Origin of the sequence: Cutibacterium avidum 44067, from assembly GCF_000367205.1 — a bacterium.
Lineage (GTDB): Bacteria > Actinomycetota > Actinomycetes > Propionibacteriales > Propionibacteriaceae > Cutibacterium > Cutibacterium avidum.
The window spans coordinates 1,718,089-1,729,856 of the sequence record NC_021064.1 but is presented as its reverse complement, the minus strand read 5'-3'; the positions used below and the strand labels follow the sequence as shown (position 1 = coordinate 1,729,856).

12 protein-coding genes are annotated in these 11,768 nt (G+C 62.2%); 6 read left to right on the top strand and 6 right to left on the bottom strand.

Annotation, left to right across the window (positions count from 1 at the left end):
* Window positions 1–16 precede the first annotated feature (16 nt).
* From PALO_RS07925 to PALO_RS07915, 3 genes are all read left to right on the top strand, one after another.
* A complete protein-coding gene (locus PALO_RS07925; RefSeq protein WP_015583128.1) occupies window positions 17–1,288 on the top strand; it encodes a M18 family aminopeptidase in 1,272 nt (423 codons plus the stop codon).
* A 54-nt stretch (window positions 1,289–1,342) separates the two neighbouring features.
* The gene (gene ychF, locus PALO_RS07920) at window positions 1,343–2,416 is read left to right on the top strand and encodes a redox-regulated ATPase YchF (protein WP_015583127.1); all 1,074 of its coding nucleotides are present in this window, start codon (window positions 1,343–1,345) and stop codon (window positions 2,414–2,416) included.
* A gap of 649 nt (window positions 2,417–3,065) precedes the next feature.
* Complete coding sequence (locus tag PALO_RS07915) at window positions 3,066–4,343, top strand: ATP-binding protein (RefSeq protein ID WP_015583126.1); 1,278 nt, start codon at window positions 3,066–3,068, stop codon at window positions 4,341–4,343.
* A 155-nt stretch (window positions 4,344–4,498) separates the two neighbouring features.
* Here the strand turns inward: PALO_RS07915 and PALO_RS07910 are convergent, their stop codons facing one another.
* Both PALO_RS07910 and PALO_RS07905 read right to left on the bottom strand, forming a co-directional pair.
* Window positions 4,499–4,702, bottom strand: a complete 204-nt coding sequence (locus PALO_RS07910; protein ID WP_015583125.1) for a class I SAM-dependent methyltransferase — start codon at window positions 4,700–4,702, stop codon at window positions 4,499–4,501.
* 279 nt (window positions 4,703–4,981) lie between these two features.
* A complete protein-coding gene (locus PALO_RS07905) occupies window positions 4,982–5,188 on the bottom strand; it encodes a cold-shock protein (RefSeq protein ID WP_004811983.1) in 207 nt (68 codons plus the stop codon).
* A gap of 229 nt (window positions 5,189–5,417) precedes the next feature.
* Between PALO_RS07905 and PALO_RS07900 the strand changes: the two genes are divergently transcribed.
* The gene (locus tag PALO_RS07900; RefSeq protein ID WP_015583124.1) at window positions 5,418–5,687 is read left to right on the top strand and encodes a class I SAM-dependent methyltransferase; all 270 of its coding nucleotides are present in this window, start codon (window positions 5,418–5,420) and stop codon (window positions 5,685–5,687) included.
* A gap of 280 nt (window positions 5,688–5,967) precedes the next feature.
* Here the strand turns inward: PALO_RS07900 and PALO_RS07895 are convergent, their stop codons facing one another.
* Window positions 5,968–7,041 (bottom strand): Fic family protein, encoded by a 1,074-nt coding sequence (locus tag PALO_RS07895; protein ID WP_238137882.1) that lies wholly within the window; start codon window positions 7,039–7,041, stop codon window positions 5,968–5,970.
* A 305-nt stretch (window positions 7,042–7,346) separates the two neighbouring features.
* Complete coding sequence (locus PALO_RS07890) at window positions 7,347–7,751, bottom strand: DoxX family protein (protein WP_004811980.1); 405 nt, start codon at window positions 7,749–7,751, stop codon at window positions 7,347–7,349.
* Between the two features lie 797 nt (window positions 7,752–8,548).
* Here PALO_RS07890 and PALO_RS07875 point away from each other — a divergent pair.
* On the top strand, window positions 8,549–9,856 hold the full coding sequence (locus tag PALO_RS07875) for an ISL3 family transposase (RefSeq protein ID WP_015582132.1): 1,308 nt from the start codon (window positions 8,549–8,551) through the stop codon (window positions 9,854–9,856).
* 85 nt (window positions 9,857–9,941) lie between these two features.
* Here the strand turns inward: PALO_RS07875 and PALO_RS07870 are convergent, their stop codons facing one another.
* Entirely contained in the window at window positions 9,942–10,544 is a 603-nt protein-coding gene (locus tag PALO_RS07870) for a short chain dehydrogenase (RefSeq protein ID WP_015583120.1), read from the bottom strand.
* Window positions 10,545–10,733: 189 nt separating this feature from the next.
* Here PALO_RS07870 and PALO_RS07865 point away from each other — a divergent pair, with 189 nt between their 5' ends.
* Complete coding sequence (locus tag PALO_RS07865; protein WP_015583119.1) at window positions 10,734–11,360, top strand: DJ-1/PfpI family protein; 627 nt, start codon at window positions 10,734–10,736, stop codon at window positions 11,358–11,360.
* Here the strand turns inward: PALO_RS07865 and PALO_RS07860 are convergent.
* Entirely contained in the window at window positions 11,326–11,655 is a 330-nt protein-coding gene (locus PALO_RS07860) for an HAD family hydrolase (RefSeq protein WP_015583118.1), read from the bottom strand. The two genes, PALO_RS07865 and PALO_RS07860, sit on opposite strands and share 35 nt — an antisense overlap.
* Window positions 11,656–11,768: the final 113 nt, after the last annotated feature.

Below are 11,768 nucleotides of genomic sequence, written 5' to 3'. Positions count from 1 at the left end.
TGGTTGAATAGTCGTCATGGTTGACACCGCGACTTCGGATCACATCCGCGACATCATCTCCTTCGTGGAGGCGTCTCCCACGTCGTATCATGCGGCCGCCGAGCTGGCGCGACGGCTTGACGGGGCCGGGTTCCAGAAGCTTGACGAGACCGAGTCCTGGTCGTCGGTCGAGGGACGTTGCTACGTGGTCCGTGACGGAGCGGTCATTGCCTGGGTCACCCCGGAGAAGGTCACTGACAAGGTTGGCGTCAGGATCGTCGGCTCCCACACCGACTCCCCGTCCTTCAAGCTCAAGCCGAATGCCACCGTCACCAATCAGGGCTGGCAGCAGGTCGGCATGGAAGTCTACGGCGGTGGTCTGCTGAACTCCTGGCTCGACCGTGATCTCGGCCTGTCCGGCCGTCTCGTCACCAAGGACGGCCAGGTGCATCTCGTGAGCACCGGCCCGATCCTGCGCATCAGCCAGTTGGCCCCGCACCTGGACCGCACCGTCAACGACGACCTCACGTTGGATCGTCAGCGTCACCTCATGCCGATCCTGTCGGTGGGTCGCCCCGACCTCGACGTCGAGGACCTGCTGTGTGCGGAGGCTGGCATCAAGCGTTCCGACCTCGCCTTCCACGACGTCTTCGCCCACCTGACCCAGTCCCCGGCCGTCATCGGGCCTTACGGGGAGTTCCTGGCCAGCCAGCGCATGGACAACCTGTCCTCGGTGCACTCCTCGATGGCCGCCTTCGTCGACGTCACGCCCACTGATGACGTGGCGCTCATGGCGTGTTTCGATCATGAGGAGGTCGGCTCGTCGACTCGATCCGGCGCCTGTGGGCCCTTCCTCGAGGACGTCCTGGTGCGGATTGCTGAGGGCCTTGGCATGACGGGTGCGGCTTACCGGGCGATGATCGCGAGGTCGTCGTGCGTGTCCTCGGATGCCGGCCACGGCGTGCATCCCAATTACGTCGAGAAGTTCGATCCGGCCAACCACCCGCTGCTCAACGAGGGCCCGCTGCTCAAGATCAATGCCAACCAGCGGTACGCCACTGATGGTGTCGGCGGGGCGCTGTGGAAGCGTGCTTGTGCGACGGCTGGTGTTCCGACCCAGGAGTTCGTGTCGAACAATTCGGTGCCGTGCGGCTCGACGATTGGCCCGCTGACGGCGACGAGGCTCGGCATGCTGACGGTTGACGTCGGTGTTCCGCTGATGTCGATGCACTCCACCCGCGAGCTCGCCGGCGTCAAGGACCTGGAGTACATCACGGCTGCCCTGGCGGCATACTGGCAGGGAGCCTGAGGCCAGCGGTGTCGCCGTCGCCCTTGTCGGAGGCGGCGACTACCATGGCTCGACGTGGCACTTACGATTGGAATCGTCGGTCTTCCCAACGCCGGCAAGTCGACCCTGTTCAACGCGCTGACCAAGAATGACGTCCTGGCGGCGAACTATCCGTTTGCGACCATTGAGCCGAATGTCGGCGTGGTCGGGGTTCCGGACAAGCGTCTGGACGTGCTGACGGAGATGTTCCACTCCGCCAAGACCATTCCGGCGACGGTGTCCTTCGTCGACATTGCTGGAATCGTCAAGGGCGCCAGCAAGGGCGAGGGGATGGGCAACGAGTTCCTCTTCAACATTCGTGAGGCCGACGCCATCTGCCAGGTGACGAGGTGTTTCGACGACGACGACGTCACCCACGTCAATGGTCACGTGGATCCTTCTGACGACATCGAGACCATCACCACCGAGCTGGTGCTTGCCGACCTGCAGACGATGGAGAAGCAGCTGCCCAAGCTGCAGAAGGAAGCCGCGATCAAGAAGGAGTCGCGCCCTAAGGCCGAGGCGTGGGAGCAGGCCAAGAAGGTGCTCGAGGAAGGCAGGACGATCTTCTCGGCCGGGCTTGATCCAGAGCCGCTGCATGATCTGTTCCTGTTGACGACAAAGCCTTTCATCTACGTCTTCAACTGCGATCAGGATCAGCTGGGTGACGCCGATTTCCAGGCCAGGATGGAGGAGCTGGTTGCTCCCGCCGAGGCGATCTTCCTGGACGCCGAGTTCGAGGCCGAGCTGGCCGAGATGGAGCCCGAGGATGCCGCCGAGTTCCTCGCCGACGCCGGTATCGAGGAGCCCGGTCTGGACAAGCTCGCTCGTGTCGGTTTCGACACCCTCGGTCTGCAGACCTTCCTGACTGCTGGGGACAAGGAGTCCCGAGCTTGGACGATCCGCAAGGGTGACACTGCTCCCGAGGCTGCCGGCGTCATCCACACCGACTTCCAGAAGGGGTTCATCAAGGCCCAGGTGGTGTCCTTCGATGACCTCGTCGAGTTCGGTGGAGAGAAGGAGGCCCAGGCCGCTGGAAAGTTGCGCCTGGAAGGCAAGGACTACGTCATGCAGGACGGTGACGTGGTGGAGTTCCGGTTTAACGTGTAGTTCCGCTACTGCTTCTTGGGTATCCGGATGGTGAGTCGGGGCATTGTCCACCCCCGTCGGCGTCAGATCCTGCCGGAGCACACGGTCACGGGGATTTGCTTCAGTGTATGGCTCGTAGAGCCTCAGCGCAGCGGGGTGGAACTCATTTCCGCCCGTCTCGATCCCCAGGTCATGGTCCATGAGTGCGCGCCCGACTCCTTGCCTTTGGGATTACGGGTGTACTCCAAGGGGGTCGATGTACCCATGCTCGGGTCTGTTTTCCAAGGACCAGTGAACGATGCCCAGGAAGTGGTCTTGTTCGTCGATGGTCAAGGCCACGCACCTGCCCTTCGACGGACAGTGCAAAGTGTGAGCCGATCTTCGTTGGTCGTCCCGTTGTCATGATGAATTCCCTGATACGCAGTTTGTCTTTCCCCGTTGTGTGGTCAATGAACCGAGCCGCGACGAAACGCGGGTTTCGGGGGACTGCTCAGCGGGTGCGCATCTGCGCGAACGCCTGTATGGGCAAAAGTACAGCGGTGCCTTTTGCGGTGGTTCTGCCTGCGGTCTGATTGGCAGAATTGCTGCTGAGTGACCGATCTAGAGCCTGCTGATTGACTGATATTAACTCGGCTAAGTGGCTGATTCAGGTAGTGGCACTGGTAGGGTCATGACCATGGAATACACCCGTCGTATCGTCGATGGCGAGCTGGATGAGCTGTTCGGCGAGATTCCCGCTCTCGCCTTGGATGGCCCCAAGGCGGTCGGCAAGACCACCACCGCGCGCCAGAGAGTACGCACCGTGGTCCAGCTCGATCGTCGTGCCGAGGCGGAACCCGTTGCAGCCGATCCGTCGATCATCCTGCGCCGCCCTGAACCCGTTCTGTTGGATGAGTGGCAAAAACTGCCCGCCGTGTGGGACGTGGTGCGGCATACGGCTGATGAGGATCCTCGCGGCGGGCGTTTCCTATTCGCGGGCAGTGCTTCCCCTCAACGCGGTGCCACGGCGCATTCGGGCGCAGGAAGGATCGGAAGGCTGCGGATGCGGCCCATGACGCTTTCTGAACGAGGAGTGGTGGAACCTACTGTCAGTCTCGGCGGACTCCTGTCTGGTGGGGAAGTGCGCTTTGCCGGGGATACCACCTTCGCCTTGGCCGACTACGTCGAGGAGATCTGTGCTTCCGGTTTCCCTGGCCTGCGAGGGCTTGGGGCTCGTGCGTTGCGGTTCCAGCTGGAGTCCTACCTCCGCAATGCCGTGGACCGGGAAGTTGCTGAGCAGGGACTGGCGGTACGTCGGCCAGAGGCGATGATGGCATGGTTGCGTGCCTATGCCGCCGCCACCGCATCGACCGCCAGCTACTCCCAGATCCTGGATGCTGCCACACCTGGCGAGAGCGAGAAACCTGCCCGGTCCACTGCCAACAGCTACCGTGACGCCTTGGCGTCGTTGTGGCTGTTGGACCCAGTCCCCGCGTGGAGTCCGACGGGCAGCCTGATGAAGCGGTTAGGGGCCAGCCCCAAACACCATCTTGCCGATCCTGCGCTCGCCGTCCGGCTTCTCGGGCTGACTGCTGCTGCGCTGCTCGATGGTGAGGGCAAGCCGTTGGCATCGGCGACAGGAGGGCTGCTCGGCTCATTGTTCGAGTCCTTGGCCACCCTTTGCCTTCGGGTTCCGGCGCAAGCCGCCGAAGCCGAGGTATTTCACTTACGCACCCGCAATGGGGATCATGAGGTTGACCTGATTGTGGTTCGGCCGGATGGCCGTTTCCTGGCCGTTGAGGTCAAACTCGCGGCGACTGTCGAGGACGCTGACGGCAAGCACCTTCGCTGGCTGAGGGAGAGGGCGGGGGATCGGATGTTGGATGCTGTCATCGTCAACACGGGACCCCACGCATATCGACGCGCAGATGGAATCGGCGTCGTGCCCCTGGCGTTGGTGGCTCCGTAGTTCCCCACGCTGAAGCCGTCGGCACCGAGGAAACAGACGTTGGTCCTGTTCGGAACTTGGTGGAATTCCGCTTCAACGTGTAATTGAGTTTCGTTTCACGTTTAGATGGTGTCTGAGCTGGGCTTGGGACCTCTGGCCTGCTTGTAGTGAGTATGTCAACGGTGGTGGCTGATCCTGACGCCAACTGAACCTGTCCGCCCTTGCTGTGAATATGAGATTGAGACCGGAGGCGTCGGGTGGTCGTGGAAGTCGGCGCTGCGGTCCGTCAGATCGATGGCGAGGTAGGCGCCGCCCGGGCGGAGCATTGTGCGCACGCTGGCCATGAGGTGCTCGAGGTCGGCGACGTAGTGCATCGTCATGCGGGTGATCACCAGGTCGTACGCGGGGCTGGGGCGAACCTGGCGCCGGCCACGATCTCCAGGACTTCGTGGATGGCTGAGGGATGATGACCACGGTCGCGCGTAGGTCCTCCTTGCGTCGTCCTGGGTGCGGGCGCGCTCGTCGAACTCGCTGGTCACAGGGAGCGCATCGGCCTCTGGTCGGGCGCGAGGTCCCGGCGGTTGACGATCTGCTTGCCGAGGGAAAAGCACGAGGCCGCCGCCCCGAAGGGCAGCGGCCTCGCCGAAGATCACGTGATATTAGCGGTTCAAGGTGATGTTGGACGCCTGCGGGCCCTTGGGGCCCTGCTCGACGTCGTACTCAACCTGGTCGCCCTCGTCCAGCGAGCGGTAGCCCGAGGAGTTGATAGCGGAGAAGTGAGCGAAGACGTCGGCGGAGCCATCGTCGGGCTGGATGAAGCCGTAGCCCTTGTCGGCGTTGAACCACTTAACGGTGCCGGTTGCCATGTTGCAATCCTTCGGTTTGTGGAGCGACCGCTTTTCGGCCGCTTCCGGATGTTGCTCTTCACACTTGCCAGAAGGAACTGCTCGGATCCGTGAGAACCCGTCTTGCGTAATGCAAATCAACCCTACTGTCGAACAATGACTTCAGTCTACATGCTCTGAGGCCGCCCGCTGACCACGGGGCCAAGAAATTGGCTGTGTATTTGGTTCTCAGGTCTATGAGGATGGCTGTATGGCTCAGGAAGAAGACTTTGACGCCAAGCTTCGCGCCTTTTGCGCGAACTGCTCCGAGGCGGGCTGGCTGCAGGGCCGCCACACCGTCGGGCTGCTGGAATTGGAGGCGAGGCGACGCTACCTGAGCTTCATTCCGCCCGAGGCCCGAGTCTTGGACATCGGCGGCGCCACGAGTGTTCAAGCCAGTGGGTTGGCGGCGCGCGGTCTCGATGTCGTCTTCGTTGATCCGGTATCCGAGCAGGTGGACATGGCCGCGTCGCTGCTGTAGACGATGGAGCGCATGCGCGAACTCGACCGCACCGGCGAGATTCGAGAGTGCCTTACCGAGTTGTCGGCGCACATGATGACGGTCTTCTTAGGCAGCCCCGGCGTCGCCAGCCGGTAGTTGATTCGCCTTATCCCGGTCGCCGTGCGCGATGTTCTACTGAGGATCTTGGCCTACTGCGACAGGAGAAGTCACTCCTTGTCGTGGTGGAGTTCCGCTTCAATGTCTGGCTGTGTTGGATGTGACGATCGGACGGGGCGGTGTGCCTCCCTCCGGTCCGAGCCTAGGGACTCGGGGTGCCCCACCGTGGTGCGGTGGGGCACCAGTCGGGCAGGGGCGTCTGGAACAGCGTCTGGAGCAGGCGTGTGTTGATGAACACGACGTTTCGGCCGACCTTCTCCTTGACGACCAGCCCCGTGTCAGAGATCTCGGTGAGCCACCGGGCAGCAGTCTGGCGCTTGGCGAGGCCAGCCTCCACGACGTTGTCGATCCTGAGGTAGGGCTGCGAGAACAAGAGCCGGGTGAGCGAGGCAGCCGGAACCTTCGAATTCAGCGCACGGATCTCGGTTTCCATCGCGGCACGCATCGTGTCGGTGGTCTCGACTAGGTCCAGGGTCCAGCGTGCTGTCGACTCCACGCCGTCCAGCATGAACAGGATCCACGGTTCCCAGGCATCTTCGCGTGTCACGGCGTTCAGTTGTTCGTAATAGGTGTCCTTGTGGCGCATGATGTGGCCGGACAGGTACAGGATGGGTAGCTGCAGTAGGCCGGTCTCGATGAGGATGAGTAGGTTGAGCACTCGTCCGGTGCGTCCGTTGCCGTCGAAGAAGGGGTGGATTGCCTCGAACTGATAGTGGGACAGCGCCATCACGACGAGCGGGTCCAGTCCGTGGTCGCTGTGCAGGAAGCGTTCCCAGGCTGACAGGTGGTCGAGGATGACGTCCCTGCCTTCGGGCGGGGTGTAGATCCGGTTCCCCGTCGTGGGATTGCCGATGTAGGTGCCGGGCTGGTTGCGGATGATGGCCGTTCGCGCGTGAATGTGGGAGCAGACCTCGACTGCGGTCTTGGTGGTGATGGGGCGAGTGGCGAGGGATTCGTGGCCTGCACGGAGTGCCTCTCGGTAGCGCAGGGCCTCCTTGACCTGAGGAGTGACGTCGGGAAGCGCCCCGTTGGCCGCCTTGAAGAGTTCATCGTTGGTCGTGACGATGTTCTCGATCTCACTGGACGCCTGTGCCTCCATGAGCGGGATCAGGTTGATGAGCATCGTCGGGTCAGGGAGACGCTTGTAGGCGCCGTCGAGACGTGCCAGCGCGCGACTGGCCGTGATCGTCGCCTTGAGCACCGCCGGCGTCTCCACAACGCCCGATGGTGGGAGCGCAGGCAAATCCTGATACGGGCGATCAGGGTGGTTCCACATGGTCACAGCGTAACCAGATCCAATGAACGTGTCGAAGAAAGTGAAGAATTTCGACACGTTCCATCGATGTGTCGATCAGATGGACACATTTGCGCTCGGGCGGGGCATCGCGAGGCTGCTGCATCATGCCAATCGGCCTCGGAACGTGGTCGAGTTCAGGTTTGTGAGTAGACGGCCTGCTGAACGACCTTGGGGGCCGGGACATCGATGTTCCAGGCCCCGAGATCAATGGCAGGAGTGAGAACTCAGCAGTTCTTCGCCACTTCCCGGGCCTGCTTGACCAACAAGGCCTGCAGTGGCAGTCGGCCCAAGGAGATCACTTGCCACTTGGGCTCGCGGTCACGCCACTGGCGCGCCATCTCCAGATTTCCGGGGAACACTGCGACGAACAGGGCTGCAGCAGCCCGTCCGCCCAGGCGGCGGGTCCGCGGACATGCCAGCAGGGCCGCCGTCGTCAGTTCGGCAGCGCCGGACCCATACGTCCAGTTGCGTGGCTCACCCGGGATTTCAGGCGGAATGATGCTGTCGAAAGGTTCCGGCTTGAGGAAGTGCAAGGTTCCCGCTCCAGCACACAGCGCCGTCAGGAGACGAGCGGTGCGATGAGCGTGTGTGGCCTTGTCAGAGGATTTGTGTGCGCACTTGCAGAACATTCTTCAAGGCTACGTCAACGTCCAAGATGCCGCCATCCACCACGTCAGTACCCGTCAGCTGGCGTCCTTGTACACGAACTCGACCTTGATGTTGGGGTCAATACCTTCCGCAATGCCGCGGTAGAACTTCTCGTTGCTGTGGTTGATGAACTTGAATGGGGACACCGTCACCTTGGCGGGGATGGGGCTCTCGCGCGTGATCTCGACAGCTTTGCCGTCGACACGAAGGTGAGTGTCATGGTCATGCTGAATGAATGCGGTCTTCGTGGTGCCCCAAGTCTCAGGGCCACCGAGGGGCTGGCCTGGTCCTTCTGCAGGAGGCCCTGCGTCCGCATGCCGAGCAGGAGGACGTCTCCCCTGAGCTCCATGGACTTCACGACACGAAGATCGGTCTCCTTCTTAGAGGTGCCGACCAGATCGCCGAGCCTGGGCCAGTTCTGATGAGATCCCCAGGATCGTTCCGCCCCCAGTGAGAAGGCCGGCAAGGAGCCAGATGACAACTCGTTCGAGATGCTGCAGGAAGCTAAGTGTTTCCGGGCCACGACGAGGGCGTGCGGTAGCACCGTGGGCGGGATGCCTGCTCGTACCGAGTTTGCCGGGGGCAACGTCAATCCGAGCCTCGTTGTCAGAGCATTTGTCGAGCAGGCAAAGGGGCTCTTCAGGATTGAGGGTGTAGTTGTGGCTGGACTGTGTGAGAGTCTGCTGTAGTTGCCCTGTGGGGCTGGGGTGCGTGGAGGGAGGACCCTGCGCGAGGATCGGAGTGTCTAGATCTGTCCTCGTGAATCGCAAGGTCCTCCATGAACCACGCTACCTTCGGCGCTCCTGACCTGACCACATTTGCCCGTCTCGATGAACTCGGTCTGGAGGTCACCGGTCAGCTGATCAGTGCCGAGGAGGCGGTCCTGGCCTGCCGGGTCGTCGAGACCGACGAGTGGTGCCACCGGTGCGGATGCCAGGGGATCCCTCGTGACACGGTGGTCAGGCGCCTGGCCCATACTCCTTTCGGGCACCGGCCCACGATCCTGGCTGTGCGGGTGCGCCGGTACCGGTGCACCGGCTGCGGGCGGGTATGGCGCCAGGACACCAGTGCTGCCGCCCAGGCGAGGGCGAAACTGTCGCGGGGTGGGCTGGCCTGGGCACTGGAGGGCCTGGTACTCGATCATCTGCCGGTCTCGAGGATCGCCGCATCCCTGGGCGTGGACTGGACCACCGCCAATGATGCGGTGCTGGCCGAGGGCACCCGTCGGCTCATCGACGACCCGCACCGCTTCGACGGCGTGGAGGTCATCGGGGTCGACGAGCACGTGTGGCGCCACACCAGAGGCGGCGACAAGTACGTCACCGTGATCATCGACCTGACACCGCTACGCGACGGCACCGGGGCCTCCCGGCTGCTCGACATGGTGGCGGGCCGCTCCAAGAAGGTCTTCAAAACCTGGCTGGCCGGCCGTGACCAGGCCTGGCGCGACCGCATCGAGGTGGTGGCCATGGACGGGTTCACCGGCTTCAAGACCGCAGCCGCCGAGGAACTGCCAGCCGCGGTCGAGGTGATGGACCCCTTCCACGTCGTCCAGCTCGCCGGCGACCAGCTCGATGTCACCCGCCAACGCGTCCAGCAGGACACCACGGGCCATCGGGGCCGCAGGGGCGACCCCCTGTTCGGGGTCAGGCTGACCCTGCACACGGGCCGGGACCTGCTCACCGACCGGCAGGCCGCCCGCCTCGACGCTGTGCTCGCCGATGACGCCCACGCCCCGGTCCAGGTGACCTGGGCCGTCTACCAGGAGGTCGTGGCCGCCTACCGCGCCGAAAACCGTGCCGAGGGTCGGGCGATCATGGCCCACCTGATCGACGCGATCGCCACCAAAGTCCCCGCCGCACTGCCCGAAGTGGCCACCCTGGGCCACACCTTGAAGAAACGGGCCGCCGACATCCTGACCTACTTCGACCACCCGGGGACCTCGAACGGCCCTAGTGAGGCCATCAACGGCAGACTCGAACACCTCCGCGGCATCGCCCTGGGCTTCCGGAACCTCACCCACTACATCACCAGATCCCTCCTGGAGACCGGAGGATTCAGACCCCGACTACACCCTGGATCCTGAAGAGCCGGCAAAGGGTTCAAATCGCGTCTCTGGTCAGTACACCTGGTGGTGTGGAATAGTTCTTGGGCAACGTTGGTAAAAAGACTCAACCCCAGATCTGGAAAATCTGCCCACTTTCAATTCCATGAGCACTACGAACGTAACCTTGAGCCACCTCGGTGCCAGGCACTGGCTTAAAGCCGACAAAAGAGGGTCCGAATGCCTCACGAGCTTCCTCGAGCATCGTCGGACTCACAGCATTAATCCTGATGCCCCGCGGCAAGGACGACACCGCAGCCCTGACGAAACCCTCAACCCCTGCGTTCGCCGCGGTAGCAATCAAGCTCCCCGGGACAGGGTGTTGGGTCAAGATGCCTGTCGTCACGGTAATCGAGCCACCGTCATTGAGGTACGGGAGGCAATAGGTCACGGCATTGAGTTGAGCAAGCATCTTGCTGCTGATTCCCGCCTGGAAATCGTCCGCTGTGGCATCCTCGATGGAAACAAACGGGGCCGATCCCATGGTTGTCACAACAGCATCAACCCTACCTACTTTGTTGAACATCTCAGTGATAGAGGCTGGATCTTCAAGATCTACTGATACTTCGGTGCTACGACCGACGGTAATTACCTCATCGCCTAGCTCCTCAAATGCTGCAGCTGCCTTGGAGCCAATAGTTCCAGTGCCACCAATGATGAGTACACGCATGGCATCATCCTCTCGTAGGCGAAGCTTACGAACAAGCATAGGTGCTGCTGGTACCGGTCTTTCCTACTGTCACACTGGTCCTCATGGCCGCTTTGGGAACGGCATGGATGTGCACGCTGATGCGGAAGAAATCCTCAGCAACAGATGACGTCACCGAAGACACGCTTGCGGTGAAGATATTCTTATCGCATGAGTCGACAGGTTGGTGTCTTCCTTTTCGACGGCTTCGAACTCCTCGACGTCTTCGGCCCGGTTGAACTGTGGAGTCGGTTGTCGGACCGGTACGAGGTGACGTTCTGCGCCGTCGAACCTGGTCCGGTTCGCAGCAGTCAGGGAGCGGCGGTTATGGCCACCGAGGACATGGATGCCTCCGCCGGTCACGACATCGTCCTGATCCCAGGTGGAATGGGGACGCGATCCCTGGTTGACGATCACTCCTTCCTGACCCGGCTGCGTGGATGGGCCACTCCCGCATCCATCATTTCCTCGGTGTGCACCGGGTCTGCCTTGTTGGCCGCAGCTGGCCTGCTGGAGGGATACCGAGCGACCTCGAACAAGATGGCCTACGCATGGGCGTCCTCCCACGGCCGGGACGTCAGGTGGGAACCACGAGCACGATGGGTGCATGATCGTGACCGGTGGACCTCGTCAGGGGTTGCTGCAGGTATGGACATGACCGCAGCCCTCATCGCACATCTGGAGGGCAAGGAGACTGCCGAAAGGGTGCTTCGAGAGGTCGAGCTGGAGGTCCAGACGGACCCCGACCGTGATCCGTTCGCGTTCACAGACGATCCAGCAACTCCGTCAAGCTACTGATCGTCGTAGTGTTCGGGTAAGGCTCGGAGGACAGCAGGAGCCCTTCAATTCCTGCGGCTCGCGCGGCGTCGATGTCGATGGGACGGTCGCCTACTGCGATGACCTCGGATGGATCCAGCCCATGACGCTCCATGAGTACCAGATTCATCTGGGGGTCAGGTTTGCGAGCGAAACCATCAGGGGCGCACACGAGGTCGTCCACCTGTACTCCCAGGGCGTGGAAGAGGTTCTCGGCGCTGGCGCGATCACGATGGGTGGCGACGAGGTTGAGCCCGCTCCCTCGGCCCCATGTCATCTATCGATCCCACCGCCACGAAGGACACGACGCTGCGTGGATCAAATCTAAATGAATATTGATTGAATGATAGATGAGAATATCCATAATACACGCAGATGGGTTGATGGCCT